24 protein-coding genes are annotated in these 25,399 nt (G+C 69.2%); 9 read left to right on the forward strand and 15 right to left on the reverse strand.

Features of this window, described 5'->3' with window-relative positions:
• Positions 1–9: 9 nt before the first annotated feature.
• A complete protein-coding gene (locus tag L632_RS0114345) occupies positions 10–1,038 on the forward strand; it encodes a zinc-ribbon domain-containing protein (RefSeq protein WP_028713275.1) in 1,029 nt (342 codons plus the stop codon).
• A gap of 99 nt (positions 1,039–1,137) precedes the next feature.
• Here L632_RS0114345 and L632_RS0114350 read toward each other — a convergent pair whose 3' ends face one another.
• The 5 genes from L632_RS0114350 to argH form a co-directional block, all read right to left on the reverse strand.
• The gene (locus L632_RS0114350) at positions 1,138–3,636 is read right to left on the reverse strand and encodes a DUF4175 domain-containing protein (RefSeq protein WP_084648111.1); all 2,499 of its coding nucleotides are present in this window, start codon (positions 3,634–3,636) and stop codon (positions 1,138–1,140) included.
• Between the two features lie 81 nt (positions 3,637–3,717).
• Positions 3,718–4,983, reverse strand: coding sequence for a diaminopimelate decarboxylase (gene lysA, locus L632_RS0114355; RefSeq protein WP_028713273.1), 1,266 nt, complete (start codon positions 4,981–4,983; stop codon positions 3,718–3,720).
• Positions 4,983–5,258 (reverse strand): DUF2834 domain-containing protein, encoded by a 276-nt coding sequence (locus L632_RS0114360; protein WP_028713272.1) that lies wholly within the window; start codon positions 5,256–5,258, stop codon positions 4,983–4,985. Before L632_RS0114360 ends, lysA begins: the two co-directional genes overlap by 1 nt.
• Complete coding sequence (locus tag L632_RS24690; RefSeq protein ID WP_028713271.1) at positions 5,239–5,394, reverse strand: hypothetical protein; 156 nt, start codon at positions 5,392–5,394, stop codon at positions 5,239–5,241. The genes L632_RS0114360 and L632_RS24690 overlap by 20 nt, the downstream gene beginning before the upstream one ends.
• On the reverse strand, positions 5,391–6,800 hold the full coding sequence (gene argH, locus L632_RS0114370) for an argininosuccinate lyase (RefSeq protein WP_028713270.1): 1,410 nt from the start codon (positions 6,798–6,800) through the stop codon (positions 5,391–5,393). The genes L632_RS24690 and argH overlap by 4 nt, the downstream gene beginning before the upstream one ends.
• Positions 6,801–6,822: 22 nt before the next feature.
• Here argH and L632_RS0114375 point away from each other — a divergent pair, with 22 nt between their 5' ends.
• A complete protein-coding gene (locus L632_RS0114375; RefSeq protein ID WP_028713269.1) occupies positions 6,823–7,365 on the forward strand; it encodes a TlpA disulfide reductase family protein in 543 nt (180 codons plus the stop codon).
• Here L632_RS0114375 and L632_RS0114380 read toward each other — a convergent pair.
• On the reverse strand, positions 7,340–7,918 hold the full coding sequence (locus L632_RS0114380) for a DNA-3-methyladenine glycosylase I (RefSeq protein ID WP_028713268.1): 579 nt from the start codon (positions 7,916–7,918) through the stop codon (positions 7,340–7,342). The two genes, L632_RS0114375 and L632_RS0114380, sit on opposite strands and share 26 nt — an antisense overlap.
• Positions 7,919–8,019: 101 nt before the next feature.
• Here L632_RS0114380 and L632_RS0114385 point away from each other — a divergent pair, with 101 nt between their 5' ends.
• The 3 genes from L632_RS0114385 to L632_RS0114395 all read left to right on the forward strand — a co-directional run bounded on the left by L632_RS0114385 (position 8,020) and on the right by L632_RS0114395 (position 11,085).
• Entirely contained in the window at positions 8,020–8,847 is an 828-nt protein-coding gene (locus L632_RS0114385; RefSeq protein WP_028717035.1) for an EAL domain-containing protein, read from the forward strand.
• Between the two features lie 250 nt (positions 8,848–9,097).
• A complete protein-coding gene (locus L632_RS0114390; protein WP_028713266.1) occupies positions 9,098–10,273 on the forward strand; it encodes an acetyl-CoA C-acetyltransferase in 1,176 nt (391 codons plus the stop codon).
• A gap of 86 nt (positions 10,274–10,359) precedes the next feature.
• The gene (locus L632_RS0114395; RefSeq protein WP_028713265.1) at positions 10,360–11,085 is read left to right on the forward strand and encodes a beta-ketoacyl-ACP reductase; all 726 of its coding nucleotides are present in this window, start codon (positions 10,360–10,362) and stop codon (positions 11,083–11,085) included.
• A 110-nt stretch (positions 11,086–11,195) separates the two neighbouring features.
• Here the strand turns inward: L632_RS0114395 and L632_RS23900 are convergent, their stop codons facing one another.
• From L632_RS23900 to L632_RS0114410, 3 genes are read right to left on the reverse strand one after another with little or no spacing between them, the layout of a single operon-like run.
• Positions 11,196–11,360, reverse strand: a complete 165-nt coding sequence (locus tag L632_RS23900; RefSeq protein ID WP_084637836.1) for a YdcH family protein — start codon at positions 11,358–11,360, stop codon at positions 11,196–11,198.
• Between the two features lie 58 nt (positions 11,361–11,418).
• Positions 11,419–12,177, reverse strand: coding sequence for a tRNA1(Val) (adenine(37)-N6)-methyltransferase (locus L632_RS0114405; protein ID WP_028713264.1), 759 nt, complete (start codon positions 12,175–12,177; stop codon positions 11,419–11,421).
• Entirely contained in the window at positions 12,170–12,382 is a 213-nt protein-coding gene (locus L632_RS0114410; protein ID WP_010398258.1) for a DUF2007 domain-containing protein, read from the reverse strand. Before L632_RS0114410 ends, L632_RS0114405 begins: the two co-directional genes overlap by 8 nt.
• 75 nt (positions 12,383–12,457) lie before the next feature.
• Here L632_RS0114410 and L632_RS0114415 point away from each other — a divergent pair, with 75 nt between their 5' ends.
• Complete coding sequence (locus L632_RS0114415) at positions 12,458–13,459, forward strand: polyprenyl synthetase family protein (RefSeq protein ID WP_028713263.1); 1,002 nt, start codon at positions 12,458–12,460, stop codon at positions 13,457–13,459.
• Positions 13,460–13,526: 67 nt separating this feature from the next.
• Here L632_RS0114415 and L632_RS0114420 read toward each other — a convergent pair whose 3' ends face one another.
• Positions 13,527–14,972, reverse strand: coding sequence for an ammonium transporter (locus L632_RS0114420; RefSeq protein ID WP_198019353.1), 1,446 nt, complete (start codon positions 14,970–14,972; stop codon positions 13,527–13,529).
• Positions 14,973–15,231: 259 nt separating this feature from the next.
• On the opposite strand from L632_RS0114420, the gene L632_RS0114425 reads away from it, so the two are divergent.
• The gene (locus L632_RS0114425; RefSeq protein ID WP_028713261.1) at positions 15,232–17,565 is read left to right on the forward strand and encodes a transglycosylase domain-containing protein; all 2,334 of its coding nucleotides are present in this window, start codon (positions 15,232–15,234) and stop codon (positions 17,563–17,565) included.
• A gap of 55 nt (positions 17,566–17,620) precedes the next feature.
• Here the strand turns inward: L632_RS0114425 and L632_RS0114430 are convergent, their stop codons facing one another.
• The gene (locus tag L632_RS0114430; protein ID WP_028713260.1) at positions 17,621–18,229 is read right to left on the reverse strand and encodes a phospholipid-binding protein MlaC; all 609 of its coding nucleotides are present in this window, start codon (positions 18,227–18,229) and stop codon (positions 17,621–17,623) included.
• On the reverse strand, positions 18,219–18,929 hold the full coding sequence (locus L632_RS0114435) for a VacJ family lipoprotein (protein ID WP_028713259.1): 711 nt from the start codon (positions 18,927–18,929) through the stop codon (positions 18,219–18,221). Before L632_RS0114435 ends, L632_RS0114430 begins: the two co-directional genes overlap by 11 nt.
• A gap of 180 nt (positions 18,930–19,109) precedes the next feature.
• Between L632_RS0114435 and L632_RS0114440 the strand changes: the two genes are divergently transcribed.
• Together L632_RS0114440 and L632_RS0114445 are read left to right on the forward strand one after the other, a co-directional pair.
• Positions 19,110–20,852, forward strand: a complete 1,743-nt coding sequence (locus L632_RS0114440; protein WP_028713258.1) for a type I secretion system permease/ATPase — start codon at positions 19,110–19,112, stop codon at positions 20,850–20,852.
• The gene (locus tag L632_RS0114445) at positions 20,849–22,276 is read left to right on the forward strand and encodes an HlyD family type I secretion periplasmic adaptor subunit (RefSeq protein ID WP_084637834.1); all 1,428 of its coding nucleotides are present in this window, start codon (positions 20,849–20,851) and stop codon (positions 22,274–22,276) included. Before L632_RS0114440 ends, L632_RS0114445 begins: the two co-directional genes overlap by 4 nt.
• A gap of 328 nt (positions 22,277–22,604) precedes the next feature.
• Here the strand turns inward: L632_RS0114445 and argF are convergent, their stop codons facing one another.
• From argF to L632_RS0114460, 3 genes are all read right to left on the reverse strand, one after another.
• Entirely contained in the window at positions 22,605–23,531 is a 927-nt protein-coding gene (argF, locus tag L632_RS0114450; protein ID WP_028713256.1) for an ornithine carbamoyltransferase, read from the reverse strand.
• A gap of 97 nt (positions 23,532–23,628) precedes the next feature.
• Positions 23,629–24,105, reverse strand: a complete 477-nt coding sequence (locus tag L632_RS0114455; protein ID WP_028713255.1) for a GNAT family N-acetyltransferase — start codon at positions 24,103–24,105, stop codon at positions 23,629–23,631.
• Positions 24,098–25,270 (reverse strand): aspartate aminotransferase family protein, encoded by a 1,173-nt coding sequence (locus L632_RS0114460; protein ID WP_028717036.1) that lies wholly within the window; start codon positions 25,268–25,270, stop codon positions 24,098–24,100. Before L632_RS0114460 ends, L632_RS0114455 begins: the two co-directional genes overlap by 8 nt.
• Positions 25,271–25,399: the final 129 nt, after the last annotated feature.

Consider the following 25,399-nt stretch of genomic DNA (forward strand, 5'->3'; position numbering starts at 1 on the left):
GACCCGCCCATGCGCCTGACCTGCCCCCGCTGCGCGGCCCAGTACGAGATCGCGGAATCCGCCATTCCCGCCTCGGGGCGCGAGGTCGAATGCTCGGCCTGCAGCCATGTCTGGCGCCAGCCGGGGCCGGGAAAATCCGCGCCGTCGCCGGCTGCTCCGGAACGCGGCCCCTACGACCCCGAGGCGCGCCCGGCGCTGAACCGGCCGCTGGACGAATCGGTGCTGGCCATCCTGCGCGAGGAAGCCGCGCGCGAACTGGGCGCCCGCCGCTCCGAGGCGCAGCCCGCCGAACCCGATCACATTCCCGCGACGCAGGCGGCCGAGGCCCCGCCCGAAGTCCCGCCTGATGTCCCGGCCGATGCAGCGCAGCCCGCCGAACCCGCGCTTTCCGGCGACGGAGAGCCGGCCGCCGGCCCGGCGATCGACTGGCCCGCCACCACCGTGACCGAAGCCCCGCTGGCCGAGCCCGCCCCCGCCCACCCGGAGGCGGAACCGCCCACCGAGACCGGTGCCGCCTCGCAGCCGGCCGCGGATCCGGTCCCGCAGCCCGAGGCCGGAGATCCGCAAGCTCTGCACCCGTCCCCTCGGCCCGAGCCGGTGTCCGCCCCGGTCGAGGACTCGTCGGCCTTTGACCAGCCCGAGCCGATCATTCCCATCCTGCCCGATGCCCAGGAACTGGCCGCGACCCTGACTCGCTCGGCGCCGTCCCTGCCCGGCGGCGCGGCCGGGGCGGCCGCCGAGGAACCGCCCGTCCTGCCGCTGCTGCGCCCCGCCGCTGCCGAAGAGACGGCACCGGCCGACACGGCCGCCGAGCCCGCCCCGCGCGAGGCGCCGGTGCCTGTGATCGTGCCGAGGCCGCGCCGCACGGGCTATGCCTCGGGCTTCGGCCTTGCCGCGATGCTGGCGCTGGGGCTGGTGGCCAGCTATGCGCTGGCCCCGCAGATCCCGGCCGACGAGGGCGGCGGGCCGCTGGCGGAATGGCGCCAACAGATCGACCGCGGCCGGCTGTGGCTGCATGACCGCATCAGGGGGGAATAGGCTGCCGAGGCCCTGCGCCCCTGACCGGGACCGGCAGGCAGGCCGCGTCGGGAAGTCCCCGCCGCGCCGGCGCGGCGCCGGCCACCCGCCGCCGCAGGCTCAGAAACTCTCCAGCAACCGGCCCAGATAGTCGCGTTCGTCGCGGGGCCGCTCGCGCTCGCCGCTGCGGCGGCGGATCTCGTCCTGCAGCTCGCGGGCCTTGCGCGAGGGATCGCCGCCCTCGGCCAGCGGGTCGCCCGAGGTGATCGAGCCGCCATCGCCCGACAGCGCCCGGCCCAGCGGATCGGTCTGCGGCCGGCGGTCATAGGGCTGCGCCAGCCCGCGCTGGCCGCGCGGATCGCCCGAGGGCCCTTCGGGACCGTTCTCCTGCCCGCCCTGCTGCGGCTCGCCATCCTGGCCCTGCTGCTGGTCCTGCGCCATCATGTCGCCAAGCGCCCGCATCCCCTCGCGCATGGACTGGATGGCCTGGGCCTGCCGCTCCATCGCCCCGCCGGCATCCCCCTCGCGCAGCGCCTGCTCGGCCTCCTCCATGGCGCGGCCGGCCTCGTCCAGCTGGCGCCGCGCCTCCTCGCCCTGCGGCGTGCCGCGGCCGGGCAGCAAGCCGCGCTGGCGGCCCAAGTCCTCGCGCAGCTCGCGCTGGCGGTCGGCAAGCTGCTGGTTGTCCTGGCTGCCCTGGCCTTCCTCGCCCTGCTGCCACTGGCCGTATTGGTCCTGCATCTGGCGCATCGCCTCGTCGGCCAGCTTCTGCTGGTCGCGCAGCGTCTCGGCCAGCCGGTCCGAGGGGCGCTGGCGCCCGCCCTCGCCGCCCTCGGATTGCGTCACCCGCAGGTTCTGCATCATGCGGTTGAACTGCTCCAGCAATTCCTGCGCCTCGGCCATGCGGCCCTCGTTCATCAGGCGCTGGATCTCGTCCATCATCTGCTGGATCTGGTCACCGGTGATCTGCTGGCGGTTCTGGGGCGAGCGGTCGAAACGCTCGGAAGGGTCCTGCCCCTGCTGCTGCGCCAACATGTCCAGATAATCGTCGGTGGCCTGCTTCAGCTCGTCCATCAGGCGCTGGATCTCGTCGGGGCTGGCACCGTTGCGGATCGCCTCGGAAAGCCGCTCCTGCGCCTGGCTCATCCGCTCCAGCGCATCGGCCAGTCCGCCATCCTCCAGCGCCACGGCCGCGTCCCAGAGCAGCTGCGCCAGCTTGTTGCGCGCCTCTTCGGTCAGATTGCCGGATTCCAGCGCGCCGACGGCGCCCTGCAATCCCTGGTAAAGCTCGGCATCCATGAAGCCCTCGGGCTGCCAGCTGGCGGCGCGCAGCACCTGGGCGCTGCGGCCGGCATTGCCGCGCGACCAAAGCAGGTCGCGCCGCACCTCGATCAGCGCCGCCGCCAAGGGGTCGAAGAAGCGCCGCCCCGGCAGCACCATGCGCATCGGGGCCGAGGCGCCCTGCTGCCCGATGCCGTCCTCCACCTTCAGCGAGACGGTCACCGGCAGGTTGGCCCAGGGGTGGCGCGACAGATCGCCCACCAGCCGGCCGCGGATCTCCTTGCGGCTGCCGGTCGCGGGCAGCGGCAGATCCAGCGCCACAGCCTCGCGCGGCTCGGGGTCGGGGGCAAGGCCGAAGCGCCGGTCGACCGCATCCAGGTCCAGCGCGATCACCGCCTGCCCGGCCGCGATGCCGTTGTCGTCGCTGGCGGTGAATTCCTGCACCAGCCGGCCGTCGGCGCGCCGCTCGGGCGCCTTGCCGGGCGCGACGGCCGGCGCCGCATCGGGCAGCACGGTCACGTCGAATCGCCGCCCCGCGACCTCGATCACTCCGTCGCGCTCGGCCATGAATTCCGGCGCCGAGGGCTCGCCGCCCGGCAGCGCGGCGCCGATATCCTGCGCGATTTCGGCGCCCTCGCCGTAAAGCCGGAAGCTCAGCTTCGAGCCCTTGGGCAATTCCAGCCGCTGCCCCTCGGGCAAGGCGTTGAGGTAAAGCGTCGGGCGGCGGGTATAGGCGGGGGGCTCGGCCCAGCCCTCCCAGGACGGACCGGCCTCGGCCCCCGGACGCGCCTCGGGGGCGGGGCGGAAGGTCGCACCCAGCGCGGCGATACCCTGCCCCAGCTGCCCGGGCGGCGCGAAGATCAGCGCCATGACCAGCGCCACCAGGCCGACCAGCCGCAGCGCGACCGGATCGCGCCAGCGCAGCCGCGCATCCGGCGCAACCGGGCGCGCGGCCAAGGCGGCGGCCTGCATCCGCGCCAGATGCGCGCGCCACAGCGCGTCCGCACCCTCGTCCCCGGCCCCCACCGCGACCCGGTCGCGCAGCGCCGAAAGCGGCCGCCCCGGCAGGGCCAGGTCCACCCGTTCCCGCGCCGCCTCGGCCGAAGGCCGGCGGAAGCGCCGCAGCCCCCAGCCCGCAGCCAGCAGGGCCGCCAGCGCCGCCAGACCCATCAGCCAGATCAGCGCCCGCGAGGAGAAAAGATCGGTCGCGCCGAAGGCCAGCGCCGCCAGCACCAGCGCCAGCAACACGCCCAAAGGCCAGAAGGCCGCGGCCAGCGCCTCCCACCACATGCCGGCGCGGGTCAGCCCGACCGCCCAGCCGATACGGCGCGGTTCAGCCATGGCCGCTTCTTTCTTGGACAAATATCCCACGGGGGCCCGGGGGTGTGAAACCCCCGGCCGCAGCGGCGCGGGAATGAGCGATCAGAGCCATTCCGGGATGGTATCGCGTCCCAGCATTTCCTCAAGCGTCGGCCGCGCCCGAATGACGGCGAATTGATCGCCGCTGACCAGAACCTCGGGCACCAGCGGCCGGGAATTGTATTCCGAGGCCATCACCGCCCCATAGGCCCCGGCCGAGCGCAGCGCCACCAGGTCGCCCGGACCCAGCGCCGGCAGCTCGACCGCCTTCTGGAAGGTGTCGCCGGTCTCGCAGACCGGGCCGACCACGTCATGCGGCGCGACCGCGGCCCCCGGCGCCGCCTCGCGCACCGGGACGATGTCGTGATGCGCCGAATACATCGCCGGCCGGATCAGGTCGTTCATGGCCGCGTCGAGGATCAGGAAATCCCGCCCCTCGCCCTGTTTCAGATAGATCACCGAGGACAGCAGGATGCCCGCATTGCCGGCGATGTTGCGGCCGGGCTCGATCTCGATCTCGCAGCCCAGATCGCCCACGGCATCGCGGATCACCTGGCCGTATTCGATCGGCAGGGGCGGCGCGTTGTTGTCGCGCCGGTATGGGATGCCCAGGCCGCCGCCCATGTCGAGCCGGGTGATCGCATGCCCGTCGGCGCGCAGCGCGCGGGTCAGCTCGGCCATCTTGGCATAGGCCTGGCGATAGGGCTCCAGGTCGGTCAGCTGGCTGCCGATATGCATGTCGATGCCGACAACCTTGATCCCGGGCAGGCGCGCGGCATGCGCATAGACCTCGCGCGCGCGGGCGATGGGAATGCCGAACTTGTTCTCGGACTTGCCGGTGGCGATCTTCTCATGCGTCCTGGCATCGACATCCGGGTTCACCCGCACGGCGACCGGCGCCTCGACCCCCATCGAGGCCGCGACGCGCGACAAAAGCTCCAGTTCCGGCTCGGATTCGACGTTGAACTGGCGGATGCCGCCCGCCAGCGCCATGCGCATCTCGGATTCAAGCTTGCCGACGCCGGAAAACACGATCCGCTCGCCCGGCACGCCCGCCGCCCTGGCGCGCGCATATTCCCCGGCCGAGACGATATCCATGCCCGCGCCCAGATCGCCCAGAAGCTTCAGCACGGCGATGTTCGAATTCGCCTTGACCGCGAAGCAGACCAGATGGTCGCACCACGCCAGCGCCTGCTGGAACAGCCTGAAATGCCGGGTCAGCGTGGCGGCGGAATAGACATAGACCGGCGTGCCGACCTCGGCCGCGATGCGGGTCAGGGGCACGTCCTCGGCATGCAGCCAGCCGTCGACATAGTTGAAATGGTCCATCAGGTGATCCTGCGAGAGCGGATGAACAGATAAAGCGGCAGCGCAAAGCCGATCCCCAGCGCCAGCCCCGGAAGCGTCAGAAGCGCCGCCCAGTTGCGGCGCAGCATGGTCTCGATCAGGCACCACAGCGCCAGCGCCGCCTGCGCCACCAGTTCGGTCGCCCGGGCGCCCTGCCAGAGCGCCTCGCCCCGCCACAGCGCCACGGCGGCGCCAAGCAGCGCCAGCCCCGCCCAGACCAGCCGCAGCGGCGTCAGCTCAGAGCTTCGAGACGACACCGATCTGCGCCTCTCCGCTGATCTGCAAGCCGGATTCGGCGACAGGGCCGGGCCGGGTCGGCGGGCCATCGACGCCGCAGGCGGCCAGCGTCGCCAGCATCAGCGCGAACAGCGCCAGAAGCAGGTGCTGCGTCATGCGGTTTCCCCCAGCTTCTCTTTCCAGCGCGCGATCTGGGCGCGGACCTGCGCCGGCGCGGTGCCGCCGTAGCTGGTGCGCGAGGCGACAGAATTATGCACGCCCAGCACGTTGTAGACGTCTTCGGTGATCGCCGGGTTGACCGATTGCATCTGCTCCAGCGTCAGCTCGGGCAGGTCCACGCCCTGCTTCTCGGCCATGGCGACCAGCGCGCCGGTGACGTGATGGGCGTCGCGGAACGGCAGCCCGGCCTCGCGCACCAGCCAGTCGGCCAGGTCCGTCGCGGTGGAAAAGCCCGAGCCCGCCGCCGCCTCCAGCCGCTCGCGGTTCGCCGTCAGGTCCGACAGCATCCCGGTCATCGCGGCCAGCGCCAGCATCAGGTTGTCGCTCGCGTCGAAGACCTGCTCCTTGTCCTCCTGCATGTCCTTGGAATAGGCGAGCGGCAGCCCCTTCATCACCACGAAGAGCGCCACGGCAGCGCCAAGGATGCGGCCGATCTTGGCCCGGATCAGCTCGGCCGCGTCGGGGTTCTTCTTCTGCGGCATGATCGACGAGCCGGTCGAGAAGCGGTCCGACATGGTGACGAAGCGGAACTGGGCCGAGGACCAGATCACCAGCTCCTCGGCCAGCCGCGACAGGTGGACGGCGCAGATCGCCGCCGAGGACAGGTATTCCAGCGCGAAATCCCGGTCGCTGACCGCATCGAGGCTGTTCGCCATCGGCCGGTCGAAGCCCAGCGCCTGCGCGGTCGCCTCGCGGTCGATGGGAAAGCCCGTCCCGGCCAGCGCGGCGGCGCCCAGCGGCGATTCGTTCATCCGCCGGCGCGCGTCCTGAAAGCGCGACAGGTCGCGGCCGAACATCTCGACATAGGCCATCATGTGATGGCCCCAGGTCACCGGCTGCGCGGTCTGCAGATGGGTGAAGCCCGGCATGACCCAATCCGCGCCCTTTTCCGCCTGCGACAAAGTGGCGCGGATCAGCGCGTCCAGCCCCTGGATCGCCGCGTCGCATTGGTCGCGCACCCACAGCCGGAAATCGGTCGCCACCTGATCGTTCCTCGACCGCGCCGTGTGCAGCCGCCCCGCCGGCTCGCCGATCAGCTCCTTCAGCCGCGATTCCACGTTCATGTGGATGTCTTCCAGCGCGGTCGAGAACGGGAAGCCGCCCGCCTCGATCTCTGACAAGACCGTGAGCAGCCCTTCCCCGATCGCCTCGGCATCGCTAGTGCTGATGATGCCCTGCGCGGCCAGCATCGCCGCATGGGCGCGGCTGCCCCGGATGTCCTGGGCATAGAGCCGCTGGTCGAAGCCGATCGAGGCGTTGATCGCCTCCATGATCGCGTCCGGGCCTGCGGCGAAACGTCCGCCCCACATCTGGTTGGCGGTGCTGGCGGGCTGCTCGGTCATGACTTGTCCTTCGGGGGGTGGAATGCGTTGGCTGGTTCTTTATACGGCGATGATCCTTGGTGCAAATGCCGGTTACGCGGGGGAAATCGACTGGCAGGCCGCGCATGACGGCGGGCTGGCGAAGCTGCAGCAGACCGACCCGACCCCGGTGCCGGCAACCGAATTCACCGATCCCGAGGGCGGCACGCACAGCCTGACCGACTGGAGGGGCAAGGTGGTGCTGTTGAACTTCTGGGCGACCTGGTGCGCGCCCTGCCGCGAGGAGATGCCCTCGCTGGACGCCTTGCAGGCCGAGATGGGCGGCGAGGATTTCGAGGTGGTCGCCATCGCCGCCGGCCACAACCCGCCCCCGGCGGTGAGGAAGTTCCTGGACGAGGAGAACATCGCCAACCTGCCCGTGCGGCTGGACCCGCGCCAGCAACTCGCGCGCGAGATGGGCGTGATGGGCATGCCGGTGACGGTGCTGATCGACCGCGACGGCAACGAGATCGCCCGGCTGATCGGCGGCGCCGACTGGTCCTCGGACACGGCCAAGGCGCTTATCCGGCAGGCGACAGCGCCCTGACGCGGTCATGGGCGGGACAGTGGACCATATGGTCGTTGACCAGCCCGCAGGCCTGCATGAAAGCATAGGTGATCACCGGCCCGCAGAAGGTGAAACCGCGCTTTTTCAGGGCCTTGGCCATGGCTTCCGATTCCGGGGTCTTGGCCGGGACCTCGGCCATGCTGGCGAAACGGTTCTGCACCGGACGCCCGCCCACGAAGGACCAGATGAAGGGCGAGAACCCCTCGGAACTCTCGATGTCCAGAAAAAGCCGGGCGCCCTTGACGGTGGCCTCGATCTTGCCGCGATGGCGGATGATGCCGGGGTTCTTCAGCGCCGATTCGACCTCGGCCTCGCCCCAGCGGGCGACGCGCTCGGGATCGAAGCCCTCGAAGGTCTCGCGGAAGGCGTCGCGCTTGCGCAGGATGGTGATCCAGCTCAGCCCCGCCTGGAAGCCGTCCAGCACCAGCTTTTCCCAAAGCGCGCGCGCATCGTATTCCGGCACCCCCCATTCATGGTCATGATAGGCGACGTAAAGCGGGTCGGAGCCGCACCAGGCACAGCGTTCGGTCATGTCGGGCAAGGATCCGTTAACCTTGAGTCGAGAAATCGGGACCAGTTTACGCGATCTTAGGAGATGATCGCCAGACTTCCGTCGATGACAGGAGTCTTGGCATGACCGACAATATTGATTCGCAAAAGGAAATGGGTTCTCCGCTGGATTTCGCCGTCGATCAGCAGTCGCGGGTGACGATGGCGACGGTGCGGCGGGCGGTCTCGCGCGGCGATGCCGTCCTGGCCTATCAGCCGGTGGTGCAAGCGGAACGCCCCGACCATGCGGCCTTCCACGAGGGGCTGATCCGAATCATCGATGAAACCGGGCGAATCGTGCCGCTGCGGGACTTCCTGCCGCTGGCCGAAACCACCGAGCTGGGCCGCCAGATCGACTGCCTGTCGCTGTCCCTGGGCCTGAAATCGCTGGCCGAGGAACCCTCGCTGCGGCTGTCGATCAACATGTCGGCGCGCTCGATCGGCTATCCGGCCTGGCTGCGCACGCTGCGCGAGGGCATCGCCGGCGACGACAGCATCGGCGAGCGGCTGATCCTGGAAATCACCGAAAGCTCGGCCATGGGCATGCCGGAGCTGGTCGGGCGATTCATGCATGAGTTGCAGGCCCAGGGCGTCAGTTTCGCCCTGGACGATTTCGGCGCCGGCTACACCTCGTTCCGCTATCTGCGCGATTTCTGCTTCGACATGATCAAGATCGACGGCCAGTTCATCCGCGACATCGCCGAGCAGCGCGACAACCAGGTCCTGGCCCGGGCGCTGCAATCCATCGCGCACCATTTCGACATGTTCACCGTCGCGGAATCGGTCGAGACGGCGGATGACGCCGCCTTCCTGATCGACATGGGCATCGACTGCCTGCAAGGCTATTACTTCGGCGCGCCGACCATCGTGCCGCCGTGGAGGTCCCCCAGCTCTGCCGCCCAGCGCAGCTGAGCGCGATTCGCCTTATGGTAGAAATGCTCCGGCCATATCCGCGGCCGCCCGACCCGCTTTCATCGTCGCATCCATGCCGCCGGGACCGGGGGAAGGCCCTGCCCCGGCCAGCCTGCGCAGGGCGGCCGCGCAAGCCGGCCGGATGCGGCGTTTCCGCGCCGGACCTGCCGCCAAGTCCGCTTGACCTCGGGTAACGAAACGGCAAACGTCGGCATGCACCGATCGTCTCGGCATCAGGAGGGAACCTGTCATGACCAAAGCCGTAATCGTTTCTGCCGCGCGCACCCCCGTCGGCAGTTTTCTGGGATCCTATGCGAACCTGCCCGCGCATGACCTTGGCGCCATCGTCCTGAAGGCCATCGTCGAGCGCGCCGGCATCGATCCTTCCGAAGTGTCCGAAACCATCCTCGGCCAGGTCCTGACCGCCGGCCAGGGCCAGAACCCGGGCCGTCAGGCCCATATCAAGGCCGGCTATCCGCAGGGTTCCGCCGCCTGGGTGCTGAACCAGGTCTGCGGCTCGGGCCTGCGCTCGGTCGCGCTGGCGGCGCAGCAGGTGCTCTTGGGCGACGCCACCGTGGTCGCGGCGGGCGGCCAGGAATCGATGTCGCTGGCGCCCCATGCCGCCTATATCCGCTCGGGGCAGAAGATGGGCGACATGAAGATGCTCGACACCATGATCAAGGACGGGCTCTGGGACGCCTTCCACGACTACCACATGGGCACCACGGCCGAGAACGTCGCCTCGAAATGGGGCATCACCCGCGCCGAGCAGGACGAGTTTGCCGTCGCCTCGCAGAACAAGGCCGAAGCGGCGCAGAAGGCCGGGAAGTTCGCCGATGAGATCGTGCCGGTGACGATCAAGACCCGCAAGGGCGAGACGGTGGTCGATGCCGACGAATACATCCGCCACGGTGCCACGCTGGAGGCGATGGAGAAGCTGCGCCCCGCCTTCAGCAAGGAGGGCACGGTGACCGCCGGCAACGCCTCGGGCCTGAATGACGGCGCCGCCGCCGTGCTGGTGATGACCGAGGACGAGGCCGCCCGCCGCGGCCTGACGCCGCTGGCGCGCATCGCCTCCTATGCGACGGCCGGCGTCGATCCGCAGATCATGGGCACCGGCCCGATCCCGGCCAGCCGCAGGGCGCTGGAGCGGGCCGGCTGGTCGGTCGGCGACCTGGACCTGGTCGAGGCGAACGAGGCCTTTGCCGCCCAGGCCATCGCCGTCAACCGCGACATGGGCTGGGATCCGGCCATCGTCAACGTCAACGGCGGCGCCATCGCCATCGGCCACCCGATCGGCGCCTCGGGCGCGCGCATCCTGAACACGCTGCTGTTCGAGATGCAGCGCCGCGACGCCAAGAAGGGTCTGGCGACGCTGTGCATCGGCGGCGGCATGGGCGTCGCCCTTTGCCTGGAACGTCCCTGATCGAAAAAGGCGCGCGCAACTATCTTGCGCGCGCCGGCCGGGTTCGGTAACACAATTTCAAGACCATTTTCAAAGGGGGACGAGAAATGGCAAAAGTGGCCCTTGTGACCGGCGGGTCGCGCGGCATCGGCGCGGCGATCTCGAAGGCGCTGAAGGAGGCGGGCTATACGGTCGCCGCGAATTACGCCGGCAATGACGATGCCGCCCGCGCCTTTACCGAGGAGACCGGCATCAAGACTTATAAATGGTCGGTGGCGGATTATGACGCCTGTGCGGCGGGCATCAAGCAGGTCGAGGAGGAGCTGGGCCCCATCGCCGTGCTGGTCAACAATGCCGGCATCACCCGCGACGCGATGTTCCACAAGATGACCCCCCAGCAGTGGAAGGAGGTCATCGACACCAACCTGACCGGTCTCTTCAACATGACCCATCCGGTCTGGTCGGGCATGCGCGACCGCAAGTTCGGCCGCATCATCAACATCAGCTCGATCAACGGCCAGAAGGGGCAGGCCGGCCAGGCGAATTATTCGGCGGCCAAGGCGGGCGACCTGGGCTTCACCAAGGCCCTGGCCCAGGAGGGCGCGCGCGCCGGCATCACCGTGAACGCGATCTGCCCGGGCTATATCGGCACCGAGATGGTCCGCGCCATCGACGAGAAGGTGCTGAACGAGCGCATCATCCCCCAGATCCCGGTCGGACGCTTGGGCGAACCCGAAGAGATCGCGCGCTGCGTCACCTTCCTGGCCTCGGACGAGGCCGGCTTCATCACCGGCTCGACCATCAGCGCGAACGGCGGCCAGTTCTTCGTCTGACCCCTTGGCCGGACAGGCTGCGAAATGGCAACGGCCCGCGAGATCTCGCGGGCCGTTTCTCATTCCATGGTCAGGGCCGCGGGCGGGACCGGGCCCGCCCGTGTCACAGGTCAATGCGACAGGCGTGTGATCTCTTCCTTGAGGCGAAGTTTTTCCTTCTTCATCTGGGCGATGGTGAGGTCATCCATGCCGGGGCTGCGATGCGCGGCCTCGATGGCGTTCGAAAGTGACTGATGTTTGCGGCGAAGCTCCTGAACATGGGATTCAACCGACATGTCGTCCTCCTCTTGGATTGATCGAACCAAGGGATTGCAGCACAGAATCGTCACATTGTCACCGAAAATTCGGCCCCTCGAGCGAAAGTGCCGCACCCCCGCGCAAAACCGCCTGCGCGGCCTCGGTCAGGTCCTCCTGATCGCCCGCATGTGACGGTTTCGCATGCATGACGAAGGGCGTGAGCAGGCGCAGCGGCGCCCGCGCGCCCTTGCGGGCAGAGACGATGATCCGCCCCGCCTCGCGCCCCGCGCGCGCCGCCACCGGCAGGATCGCGATCGCCCCGGCCGGGCCGGAAAGCGCCGCCAGAATCGCCGCCAGCCGATCGGCGCGCTGGATCAGCGTCAGCCGGCCGCCCGGCCGCAGCCGGCGCAGCCCGGCCTCGACCCATTGCGGCAGCGGAGTCGCCTCGTGCCGGGCGCGGCCGCGACCGGCATCCGGCGCCGGCGGGCCGCCGGTGAAATAGGGCGGATTGGCGATGACATGGTCGAAGCTCCGGCCGCGCAGCTCGGCGGGCATCCGGGCAAGGTCGCCCTGATACAGTTCCGCCGGGATGGCATTGGCCGCGGCATTGCGTCGCGCCAGTTCGGCATAGGCGGGCTGCAGCTCCAGCCCCGCCAGGTGCAGTCCCGGCACCCGCGCGCCAAGGCAAAGCAGCGCCACCCCGGCCCCGCAGCCCAGTTCCAGCACGCTGTCGCCGGCCCGCGCCGGGCAGGCGGCGGCCAGCATCACCGCATCGGCCCCGGCGCGATAGCCGCGCGCGGGCTGAAGGATGCGCAGCCGGCCGCCGAGGAAGCCGTCCTCGCGCAGCTCAGTCATGGTGGATGCGATTGTCCCGCAGGATGGCGCGCGCCATGAACAGGTCGCGATCCGCGACCATCAGCCGCCGCGGCAGGATGCCCAGCGAACCCTCGAGCACGCTCATGTGCTGGTCCAGCGGAAAGGACTGGATGCCCTCGGCCGCCAGCAGGTCGGCGGCGCGGGTGATGAGAAGCGGGTCGGTGGTGCGCAGAAGCTCTTTCATGACACGGGAAAGTTACGCGGCTGTTGCGCATGTGTCCATGGCATGGCAATGGCTTGCGGCGAAAGGGGATCGCTGATGGGCATGAACGAAAACGTCTCCAAGCCGCTCGACCGGCTTTCGGCCGAACTTGCCGGGGATATGGACCGGGTCAACGCACTGATCCGCGAACGCATGGCCAGCCGCCACGCCCCCCGCATTCCCGAGGTCACCGCGCATCTGGTCGAGGCCGGCGGCAAGCGGCTGCGGCCGATGCTGGTGCTGGCCGCCGCGCGGCTTTGCGGCTATGCGGGCGAAAGCCATGTCCTGCTGGCCGCCGCGGTCGAGTTCATCCATACCGCGACGCTCTTGCATGACGACGTGGTCGACGAAAGCCAGCAGCGCCGCGGCCGGCCGACGGCGAACCTGCTGTGGGACAACAAGTCCAGCGTGCTGGTCGGCGATTATCTGTTCGCGCGCAGCTTCCAGCTGATGGCGGACACGGAAAGCATGCAGGTCATGCGCATCCTGGCCAATGCCAGCGCCACCATCGCCGAGGGCGAGGTTCTGCAGCTGACCGCCGCGCAGGACATCGCCACGACCGAGGATACCTATATCCAGATCGTGCGCGGCAAGACGGCGGCGCTGTTCTCGGCCGCGACCGAGGCGGGCGCGGTGGTCGCCGGCGCCGAGCCGGCGGTGCAGCGGGCGCTGTTCGATTACGGCGACGCGCTGGGAATCGCCTTCCAGATCGTGGACGACCTTCTGGATTACGGCGGCTCGACCACCGTGATCGGCAAGAATGTCGGCGACGATTTCCGCGAGCGCAAGCTGACCCTGCCGGTGATCAAGGCCATTGCCCGCGCCGATGCCGAGGAACGCGCCTTCTGGGAGCGCACCATCGGCCAGGGCCGGCAGGAGGAATCCGACCTGGCTGCCGCCCTGGAGATCCTGCGCCGCCGCGAGGCGCTGGAGGCCGCACGCGCCGACGCCATCGCCTGGGCGGGCCGCGCCAAGGCGGCCCTGCAGACCGCCCCCGACCAGCCCCTGCGCAGGATCCTGGCGGATCTGGCGGATTTCGTGGTCTCGCGCCTGGCCTGACCGCCGGACGCCGCGCAACGAAAAAGCCCGGCTCGCGCCGGGCTTTTCCTTGGCCTGAAGCCCTGCCTCAGCTGTTATAGGCGCTTTCGCCATGGGTGGTGACGTCGAGGCCCTGCCGCTCGTCATTGTCCGAGACGCGCAGGCCGACCACCGCCTTGACGATCATCAGCGCGATGAACGAGACCACCGCCGACCAGACCACCGCCACGATCACGCCCAGCGTCTGCGTCATCAGCTGGCCGGCGATGTCGTAGCCGGCCACGACCGATTCGGTGGCATAGTCGTAGATGCCCGAGCCGCCCAGCGACGGCGCCGCGAAGACCCCGGTCAGGATGGCGCCGACGATGCCGCCGATGCCGTGGATGCCGAACACGTCCAGGCTTTCGTCCACGCCCAGCTTCGCCTTCAGGCTGACCACGAACCACATGCACAGGAAGCCGGCGGCCAGGCCGATGACGATGGCACCCATCGGGCCCACGAAACCGGCGGCGGGCGTGATGCCGACAAGCCCGGCAATGGCGCCCGAGATGCCGCCCAGAAGCGAGGGATGGCCGCGGAACAGCCATTCGCCGAAGGCCCAGGCCAGCGCCGCGGCCGAGGTGGCGACGGTGGTGTTCAGGATCGCCATGGCGGCGGTGCCGGTGGCCTCCATGTTCGAGCCGGCGTTGAAGCCGAACCAGCCGATCCACAGCAGGCAGCCGCCGAGGAAGGTGAAGGGCAGGTTGTGCGGCGCCATCAGCTCCTTGCCGTAGCCGAGGCGCGGGCCGACGACCAGCGCGGCGACCAGGCCGGCGACGCCGGCGTTGATATGGATGACCGTGCCGCCGGCAAAGTCCAGATCGCCATGGCCGAACAGGAAGCCCCCGGGCGCGTCAAAGGCCGAGGGCCCGCCCCACCACCAGACCATATGCGCCATCGGCAGGTAGGAGAAGAAGAACCAGATCACCACGAAGGCCAGCATGGCCTGGAACTTCATCCGCTCGACCGTGGCGCCGACGATCAGCGCCGGCGCGATGCAGGCGAAGGCCATCTGGAAGATGATGAAGACATATTCCGGCACATAGACATTGGTGGTGAAGGTCTCGGCCAGCGACGAGCTGTCCACCCCCGCCAGGAACGCCTTGGAGAAGCCGCCGATGAAGGGCGTGAGCCAGTTCGCCTCCTCGGCCGAGCCGGCGCCGGTGAAGGCCAGCGAATAGCCGAAGCAGACCCAGAGGATCGACATGATGCAGAAGACGGTGAAGACCTGCATCAGCACGGACAGCATGTTCCTGGCGCGCACCAGCCCGCCATAGAACAGCGCCAGCCCCGGGATGGACATGGCCATGACCAGGATGGCCGAAATCATCATCCAGGTCGTGTCGCCCTTGTCCACGATGGGCGCGACCGCCTCGACGACGGCTTCGACGGCGGCGGCGGGGCTTTCGGCATCCTGCGCCAGGGCCGGCACCGCCAGCCCGATCAGCGGGAGGGCGAGCGCCGGGATCATGGGTTTGATCGCGGTAGGTCTCATCATGTTTCCTGCACCTTCTTTCTGCGTTGCAGCAGTTCCATGTCCCGGCCAGAAAACCCGTCGCCCGCGGCCGGGCACAAGGTTTGTGCAGCTTTCGGCCGAGCCCGCGCCTCGTCTGCCCGGAAAAAGGGCAGCCTTGCCGGGCTTTGCGCCATGACGGGGCAGTTCACTGATAGGTCAACTCGGTTCTCAAGCCCCGGGCTTTGCTGTATGTTGCGCGCCAACGGGCCGGAGCACTCGGCCGGGCAGGAAAGCAGGCATGAAGAAACCGACCGGCACAGGCCGCATTGTCGCGGACAAGCGCAATTTCGACCAAGCCCCTCAGAAAAGGCAGAAACAATCCGGCGGATCCTCGGGCAAGCCGCCGCGGAAGCCGCGGCGCGGCAATGTCGTCACGCGGGGAATCGCCGGAATCGTCTTGCTGGTCTGGCGGGTGATCTGGGGCTCGGTCTGGCGGCTGGGGCTGACCGTGGCGCTGATTCTCTTTGCCGCCAGCTTCTATTACTACACGACGCTGCCCGAACCTTCGGCGCTTTTCGACGGCCGTGCCCGCGGTTCGGTCACCATGCTGGACACCGAGGGGCGGGTCTTCGCCTGGCGTGGCGAAACTTTCGGCATGGTCAGCGCCGACAAGATCGCCCCGGTGCTGAAGAATGCGGTGGTCGCGACCGAGGACAAGCGATTCTATCGCCACCTCGGCGTGGATCCGCAGGGCATCGCCAGCGCCATCCGGATCAACCTGTCCCAGGGCCGCGGCCCGCTGGAGGGCAATGGCGGCTCGACCATCACCCAGCAGGTCGCGAAACTGCTGTGCCTGGGCGAAAGCTTCGACCCGATCCGCTGGAAATCCGAGGCCGAGTTCGAGGCGGAATGCCGCAAGTCCTCGATCTGGCGCAAGGTCAAGGAAGTGCCCTATGCGCTGGCGATGGAGTTCAAATACTCCAAGCAGGACATCCTCAACATCTACATGAACCGCTCCTATCTGGGCGCGGGGGCGCGCGGCTTCGAGGCGGCGGCGCAACGCTATTTCGACAAGTCGGCCGCCGAGGTGAACGCCGCCGAGGCGGCGATGCTGGCCGGGCTGCTCAAGGCGCCCAGCTATTTCGCGCCGACCTCGAACCTGCAGCGGGCGCAGGACCGGGCCTCGGTCATCCTGGGGCTGATGCACGACCAGGGCTATCTGGACGACAAGCAGTTCGCCGAGGCCAAGGCGCAGCCGGCGGCGCTGTCCAAGGCGGCGGCGGCGCGGGCCGGCGGCTATTTCGCCGATTGGGTGATGGAATCCGGCCCCGGCTTCCTGACCAGCGAGACGACCGAGGACGTCACCATCACCACCACCTTCGACCAGCGGGTGCAGCGGGCCGCCGAACGCGCGCTGAAGCGTATCTTCGACGAGAAGGTCGCGCCCGGCTCCAAGGCGCAGGCGGCCGTGGTGGTGATGTCGCCCGACGGCGCGGTCCGGGCGATGATCGGCGGGCGCGACAATACCGCGACCGGCACTTTCAACCGGGCGACGCAGGCCAAGCGGCAGACCGGCTCGAGCTTCAAGCCCTTCGTCTATGCCGCGGCGCTGGACCAGGGCTACAGCCCCAACGACACGGTTCTGGACGCGCCGCTGACCATCAACGTGCGCGGCTCGGGTCCCTGGTCGCCGCAGAACTATACCCGCCGCTATCTGGGCGAGGTGACGCTGACCCGGGCGCTGTCGCAATCGCTGAACACCGCCACGATCCGCCTGCAAGAGATCGCCGGCCGCGACGCCGTGCGCCGGGTCGCGCAGGATTTCGGCTTTGCCAACGACCTGGCCAGCGGCCCCTCGCTGGGGCTGGGCGTGTCGGAATCGACGCTGCTGGCGATGACCGGCGCCTATGCCGGCATCCGCAACGGCGGCACCGCGGTCAGCCCCTATGGCCTGGTCGAGCTGCGCATCAAGGGCGACGACCAGGCGCTGATCGGCCAGGCCGGCGGCATGGGCCAGCGGGTGATCTCGCAAAAGGCGGCCGGAGAGCTGATCGGCATGATGCAGCAGGTGATCGAGCGCGGCACCGGCACCCGCGCCAAGCTGCCGGGCCGTCCGGCGGCGGGCAAGACCGGCACCACCTCCAGCTATCGCGATGCCTGGTTCATCGGCTTCACCGGGCAATATGTCACCGGTGTCTGGATGGGCTATGACGACAACACGCCGCTCAAGGGCGTGACCGGCGGCGGGCTGCCGGCCGAGATCTGGCAGGCGGTGATGGCCGAGATCCATGACGGCCTGCCGGTCGAGCCGCTGGGCAATTTCGCCTTCGATCCCGACAGCGCCGTGCCGCAGGTGGTCAGCACCGGCGGCGACGGCGCGGCGGATCCGCTGGCCGCGGCGCTGTCCGAGGCGCTCGGCCAGCCCTCGCCTCAGGGACAGGCGCAGGCGCCCGCCGAGGGGCAAGCCCTGCCCGATCCCGGCGTGCAGACCCCCGGCGGCCCGCCGACCTTCCCGGCCGAGACCGTGACCAGCGGCCCCGAGGCCGAGATGCCGGTGCCCGGCGCCGATGGCGGCACCGAGGACGCGCTGACCCAGGCGTTGCGCGGCATCGAAGGGGTCTATCAGCAGTAATGGCAAAAGGCCGGTCCCGCGGGGCCGGCCTTCCCTTTTCCGCAGGACGGATGTTTCAGCCCGCCTGCCGCAAATCCGCCGCCAGCGCCGCCAGATCGCCCTTGCGCCGCGCCAGCATCGCCCCGATCTCGGCCCGTTCCGAGGCGAGCATGTTCACCCCCTCGATGATGATGTTGAAATAGCGGCTTTTCCCGGACTTGTCCGAGACATGCCACTCGACTTCCATCGGGCTGCGGCCCTTGAGATAGGCGACCGAGGTCACGGCATAGAAGGATTTCACCGGCCGGGCGCCCGTCACCTCGATCTTGGAGCCGATGAACTCGCGGAAGCGCTTGCCGTATTTGCGGCCGATATAACCTTGGAAAGCCTGCCTGTAATCGGCGAATTCGGCGGCGCCGGCCTGCCGTGCCGCCGGACCCAGCGCCGAGCGGGCGATGATCTCGACATCCGCATAGCGCGCGAAGATCGCTTCGAAGGCGCGATACATCTGTGCCGGCGGCTGGCCGGAATTGATCACGGCATAGACCTCGTCCAGCGAGGTCTGGATCAGCGCCCGGGCCTCGTTCGTGTCCAGCGCCCAGGCCGGAGTGGCCGCCAGCGCCAGCCCGGCGCCGACCAGGCCCAGGAAGCCCCGGCGATCCGGCTGGCGGATCTCATTCGGCATAAGGGTCAATGTGCTCTCCTTCCTCGCCAAGCTCGTGGCGGCGATGCTGCAACCAGATCAGCCGCGTCTGGGCATAACTATCGGCGCTTTCGTGCAGGATGGAATCGACGGAATCGCCAAAACGGCCCCGTTCACCGGCTTTTGAGGCGACCCGTGCCCCCATGCCGATCAGATACTGGTCGCGGTTCAGCCAGCCGCGCATCGGGTCAAGCACCAGATCGACCACCCGCCCGGCCGCGTCGCGCGTCGTCGAGGGCCCGATCAGCGGCAGCTCCAGATAGGCCCCCTCGCCCAACCCCCAGACGGCCAGCGTCTCGCCGAAATCCGTGTCTTCCTCGGGCAAGGCGAAATCCTTGCCCGCCGGGTCCAGGAAGCCGGCCAGCCCCAGCGTCGAATTCACCAGAAAGCGAAAGCTCGTCCGCACCGCCGGCGCCGGCCTGCCTTGCAGAAGGTGGTTCGCCGCCTTGCCGGGCAGCGCGAGGTTCGACCCGAAATTCCCAACGGCCTCAAGGGCATGGCTGCCCAATCCGTCGTCGCCTTCGCCCGCCATGCCCGCGCCCAGCGGCTTGACCACCCGCGCATCGAGCCCGCGGTTGAAGGCATGGATCTTGCGGTTCATCGGCTCATAGGGATCGTTGATGCCCTCGGCACCGCGATCCGCAGAACAGGCCGCCAGAATCGCGGTGACGAAAAGAAGCATTGAAAAATTCCGCGCGGGCAAGCTTTTGGTAACCTTCCGTGGCTATGACCTGTCAAGGCGGCGACGATTCGCCTCGGCGGGACCGGGGGTGGCGAGCGGACTGTTTCACGGCCGCGCTTTGGGATATGCGCTGGAACGATTCCGGGCAAGCCCGGACAGGTTGACGAGGAAGGAACCGGCATGGCATTGCCGCCGACGCGACATGACGGCCAGAAAGAGCTGAAATCCGCCCGGGGCAGGGCCTGGCAGCTTTACGTCTTTGTCGGCCTGTTCTCGTTCGCGGTGAACATGCTGATGCTGACCGGGCCGCTTTTCATGATGCAGGTCTATGACCGGGTCCTGGCCAGCCGCTCGGTCGAGACGCTGACGGCGCTGTTCCTGCTGGTGGTCTTCCTGTTCACCCTGATGGGGGTGATCGACCTGGCGCGCAACCGCGTCATGTCCCGCATCGCCGCCCGTTTCCAGGAACGGATGGAGGGCCGCGTCTTCACCGCCGCGCTTCAGGACGGCCAGGCCGTCGGCTCGGACCTGGTGGTGCGCGGCGGGATGCGCGATCTCGAGGCGGTGCAGCGGCTGATCGCCTCGCCGGTGCTGATGGCGCTGTTCGACCTGCCCTGGGCGCCGTTCTTCCTGGCGGCGGTCTTCCTTTTCCACCCCCTGCTGGGCGCGGTGGCGACGGCGGGCCTGGCGGTGCTGGTCGGCGCGACGCTGCTGAACCAATGGCTCGGCCGCGACGCGCTGCAGCAGGCGGCCATCGCCAGCCAGTCGGCCGAGCGCATGTCGGACCTCTATCGCGACGAGGGCGAGCTGATCGGCTCGCTCGGCATGCGGTCGGCGGCCTTCGAACGCTGGCAGGCCGCACGGGACGCCGCGACCGAAGCGGTGATGCGCGGCAACGATCGCGCCACCGGCTTCACCGTATTTTCCCGCACCTTCCGGCTGTTCCTGCAAAGCGCGATCCTGGCCGCCGGCGCCTGGCTGGTGCTGCAGCAGGAGGTGACGCCGGGCGCGATGATCGCCTCTTCCATCCTGATGGGCCGGGCGCTCGCGCCGGTCGAGCAGGTGGTGGGCGGCTGGTCCATCGTGCAGCGCGCCCAGGACGGCTGGAGGCGGCTGGGCGAGCTGCTGTCGCGCCGGCCGCCGGTGCCGCAGCGGACCCCCCTGCCCCGCCCCGAGGCGCTGCTCGAGGTGCGCAACCTGACCGTCGCCCCTCCCGGCCAGGCCGTGGCCACGCTGCGCGGGGTCAGCTTCGACCTGGGTCCCGGCCAGGCGCTCGGCGTGATCGGCCCCTCGGGCGCCGGCAAGACGACGCTGGCCCGCGCGCTGATCGCCGCCTGGCCGGTGGCCTCCGGCTCGATCCGCCTGGGGGGCGCGACACTCGACCAATACGACCCGGACGTGCTGGGCGGGCTGATCGGCTACCTGCCGCAGCAGGTCACGCTGTTCGACGGCACCATTGCCGAGAACATCGCCCGGCTTTCCCCCGAACCCGATCCGCAGCGCGTCGTCGCTGCAGCCATGGCGGCGGCCGCGCATCGGATGATCCTGGACCTGCCGCAGGGCTATGACACCAGGGTCAGCCAGACCGGCGGCCGGCTGTCGGGCGGCCAGATCCAGCGCATCGGCCTGGCCCGGGCGCTCTATGCCGATCCGGTGATCTTCGTGCTGGACGAGCCGAACTCGAATCTCGACAACGAGGGCTCCACGGCGCTGAATCTGGCGATCCGCAACATCAAGGCGCGCGGCGGCGCCGTCATCATCATGGCGCATCGCCCCGCCGCGATCAGCGAATGCGAAATGCTGCTGGTGATGGATCAGGGCCTGCGCCGCGCCTTCGGCCCGCGCGACGAGGTGCTGAAATCTCTGGTCCGGAACGCCGACCAGATCGTCCGCGCCCAGGGCCAAGGCGGAGGCGTGACATGACCGATCCCAGCGAGCTTGGCCGCGCCCCGGTCGAAAAGCTGTCCCCCCCGACGGCCGACCGCGAGGCCGCGCCGCGCTTCCGCGCCCGCCGTGCAGAAAGCCCGGCCCCGCCGCCAGGGCCGGTCCGCAAACGTCCGGAGTGGTCGGCGCGCGGACCGGTGCTGCTGGGGCTGCTGGCCCTGCTGGTGCTGATCGGCGGCTTCGGGCTCTGGGCCTGGACGGCGCGGATCGCCGGCGCCGTGGTCGCCCCCGGTCAGGTCGAGGTCGAACAGCGCCGCCAGATCGTCCAGCATCCGGATGGCGGGGTGGTCGCCGAAATCCTGATCCAGGACGGCGAAAGCGTGAGCGCCGGACAGCCGCTGATCCGGCTGGACGGCGCGCTGCTGAATACCGAACTGGCCATCGTCGAAGGGCAGTATTTCGAGATCCTCGCCCGCCGCGGCCGGCTCGAGGCCGAGCGCGCCGACCGCAAGCAGATCGCCTTTCCGCCCGACCTGATCGAGGCCGCCGCGAAGCGCCCCGAGCTGAAGGCGCTGATGGACGGGCAGTCAAGCCTGTTCCTGGCCCGGCTCGATACGCTCGAGCAGTCGCTCGGCCAGCTGGCGAAACAGGCCGAGCAGATCCAGTCGCAGATCGGCGGGGTGGATGCCCAGAGCCAGGCGCTGCAGCAGCAGAGGGGCTTCATCGCGCAAGAACTGCGCGACCAGCGCTCGCTGCTGGAAAAGGGCCTGGCGCAGGCGCCGCGCGTGCTGGCGCTCGAACGCGAGGCGGCGCGGCTCGACGGGCTGCTGGGCGAGGCGACCGCCACGCGCGCCCGCGCCGTGACCCAGCTGGCCGAGATCGACCTGTCGCGTCTGGAAAAGACCGCAACCCGCCGCGAGGCGGCCGAGACCGAACTGCGCGAGCTCGGCTATCGCGAACTGGAACTGGCCGAACGGCGCCGCTCGCTGCTCGAGCAGATCACCCGGCTGGAAATCCGCGCCCCGGTCTCGGGCGTGGTGCAGGAACTGCAGATCACCACGCCGCGCTCGGTGATCCGGCCGGCGGACCCGATCATGTTCCTGATCCCCCAGGACCGCCCGCTGGTGGTGGGGGCCCGCATCGCCCCGATCAATATCGACGAGGTCCATCCCGGACAGCAGGTGGTGCTGCGCTTCTCGTCCTTCTCGTCGCGCACCACGCCCGAGATCGACGGCACGCTCAGCCGGGTTTCCGCCGACACGCTGATCGACCAGGCCACCCATGTGCCCTATTATCGGGCCGAGGTGACGATCCCCGCCGCCGAGGCCGAAAAGCTCCAGGGGCTGGAACTGGTGCCCGGCATGCCGGTCGAGGTCTATATCCAGACCGGCGACCGCAGTCCGATGGCCTATCTGGTGAAGCCGCTGTCGGATTATTTCACCCGCGCCTTCCGCGAGAACTGACAGGATCGCCCGCGGCAGCCTCCGCGCTTCTTTCTTGTCCAAATATCCCGGGGGAGTCGCGCCGCGGCGCGACGGGGGCAGAGCCCCCTTTGCCACGCCTCCGGCACAGGGGCCACTGCCGCAAATGCGCCGATCCGGCCTGCGCGAGACCCGGGGCAGGTCCACCCCCCGCCGCGGCGAATGGCGGGCATGGGACGATGCCTGGACCCGGTCAGGCGGGGCCTTGACCCCGCAACGCCTCCCGGGGCCGGTCGGTCGCAGGCCCGGGGCCAGCAATCCGGGCCAGGACGATCCCGGCCGAAAGCGGATGCGTGCCGGCCGCGATGCTCTACAGGCCCAGGCACCAGCGCATGATGGCCTTTTGCGCATGCAGCCGGTTCTCGGCCTCGTCGAAGATGACCGAGTTCGGCCCGTCCATCACCGCGCTGGTCGCCTCGTCGTCGCGATGCGCCGGCAGGCAATGCATGAACAGCGCATCCGGCTTGGCCCGCGCCATCAGCGCCTCGTTCACCTGATAGGGGCGCAGCTGGTTGTGCCGCCGTTCGCGCGCCGATTGCGGATCATGCATCGACACCCAGGTATCGGTCACCACCAGATCGGCGCCCTCGACCGCCCGCATCGGATCGCGCTCGATCTGCACCTGCACCCCCTGGGCGCGGGCGAATTCCACCGCCTCGCGCTCTGGGTCCAGCGTGGGCGGGCCGGTGAAGGTGAAGTCATAGCCGAACTGGCCGGCGGCATGGATCATCGAGCAGCAGACATTGTTGCCGTCGCCCGACCAGACCACCTTGCGCCCGGCGATGGGCCCGCGATGCTCCTCGAAAGTCATCACATCGGCCATGATCTGACAGGGATGGGTGCGGTTGGTCAGGCCGTTGATCACCGGAACGCTGGCATGCTCGGCCATTTCCAGCAGCGTCGCCTCTTCGAAGGTGCGGATCATGATCAGGTCGACATAGCGCGACAGCACCCGGGCAGTGTCGGCGATGGTCTCGCCATGGCCCAGCTGCATCTCCTTGCCCGACAGCACCATGGTCTGGCCGCCCATCTGCCGCACGCCCAGGTCGAAGCTGACGCGGGTCCGGGTCGAGGGCTTTTCGAAGATCAGCGCCACCATGCGGTTCCTGAGCGGCAGATCGGCATCGGGCGTTCCCTTGGGCTGGCCGTTGCGCGCGTCCTTCATCCGGCGCGCGGTGTCGATCATGCCGCGCAGATCTGCCTTGTCGGTGGTATGGATGTCGAGGAAACTGTTCATCTTTGACTGTCTTTCGCATTGATCCGGCAAGCAAGCCGCTTTGCCGAACGGAGGTCAAGGCCCAAGGCCCGGTGTCGCGGCGGAATTCGACGCAACCTCATCGGTGCCGGGTCATGACGCGGGCCAGGGTTCCGTCCTCGGCGGGACGCAGCTCTTCGCCGCGAAAGCCTGCCTTCCCATAGGCCCGGATCGCACGTAGGTTGTCGGGCTCGGGGTCGATGACCAGCACCGGCGCCTCGGCCAGCAGCCGGTCGCCCAGGGCGCGCAGCCAGGCGCCGCCATGGCCGAAACCCGCGGGACCGGAAAAGCAGTCGATCGCCAGCGCATCGGCCGGCAGGCCGGCGAAATGCGGCGCGCCCCAGTGATGCGCCGGGTAGAATTGCGCATAGGCGATGGGCGCGCCGTCCAGCAGGGCCAGCCATTGCCGCATGGCCGGCTCCTCCAGATCCTCCTCGATCCCGGCCAGCTGCTCCTCGGCGCCGCGCCACCAGCGCGCCACCTCGGGCAGGCGCAGCCAATCCGCCAGCATGGGCAGATCGGCGCGCGTCACCGGCCGGAAGCCGAACCTATCCATCGATCCTGCTGGCCGCCCGGTCGAGCCGGGCGACCGCCTCGGCGATTTCCTCGTCCGAGATGGTCAGCGGCGGCAGCAGCCGCAGCGTGTCGTCAGCCGCGGCCACGGTCAGGATATGCTCGGCATAGCCGGCCTTGACCACCTCGCCCGGCGCGACCTTGCATTTCAGCCCCAGCATCAGCCCCTGGCCGCGCACGAAGTCGAAGACATCGGGATGCGCCGCCACCAGCCCCTCGAGCTTCTGGCGAAACAGCGCGGCCTTGCGGTTCACCTCGGCCAGAAATTCGGGCGCGGCGACGATCTGCATCACCTTGGCGCCCACCGCGCAGGCCAGGGGATTGCCGCCATAGGTCGAGCCATGCGTGCCCACCGCCATGCCGGCGGCGGCCTTTTCCGTGGCCAGCACCGCGCCCAGCGGGAAGCCGCCGCCGATGCCCTTGGCGACCATCATGATGTCGGGGGCGATGCCGGCATATTCATGCGCGAACAGCTTGCCGGTGCGGCCCATGCCCGACTGCACCTCGTCCAGCACCAGCAGCGCGCCGGTCCGGTCGCACAGCGCGCGGATCGCCGCCAGGTCGGCATCGGGCAGCGGGCGGATGCCGCCCTCGCCCTGCACCGGCTCCAGCATGACGGCAGCGGTGCGGTCCGAGATCGCCGCCTTCAGCGCCTCCATGTCGCCCCAGGGCAATTGCCGGAAGCCGGGCATCAGCGGGCCGAAGCCCTTGACCATCTTTTCCGAACCCGCCGCCGCGATGGCGCCGGTCGAGCGGCCGTGAAAGGCACCCTCGAAGGTCAGGATCTCGTAGCGGTCGGGATCGCCCTGCTCGCTCCAATACTTGCGCACCATCTTGATCGCCAGCTCCGCGGCCTCGGTGCCGGAATTGGTGATGAAGGCGGTGTCGGCAAAGGTATGCTCGACCAGCAGGTCCGCCAGCTTCTCCTGCTCGGGGATCTGGTAGAGGTTCGAGACATGCCAGATGCGGTTCGCCTGCTCGGTCAGCGCGGCGACCAGGTCGGGATTGGCGTGACCCAGCGCGTTCACGGCGATGCCGGCGCCCAGGTCCAGATATCGCGTCCCGTCCGTCGCGATGGCCCAGGAGCCCTCGCCCCGCTCGAAGGCGATGGGGGCGCGGTTATAGGTCGGCAGGACGTGCGAAATCATGGAGTTACCCTCTCTGGGAACGGCCGCGCGGCGGCACCATGGCTGACGGAAAGACGGAAAGGCAGGCGGGATCGGACGTTGAAGGCGTCAACGTCGGGGACGGGCGATATGGGCGGTCCGGGCGATCAT

Source organism: Paracoccus sp. J39 (genome assembly GCF_000518925.1).
GTDB lineage: Bacteria > Pseudomonadota > Alphaproteobacteria > Rhodobacterales > Rhodobacteraceae > Paracoccus.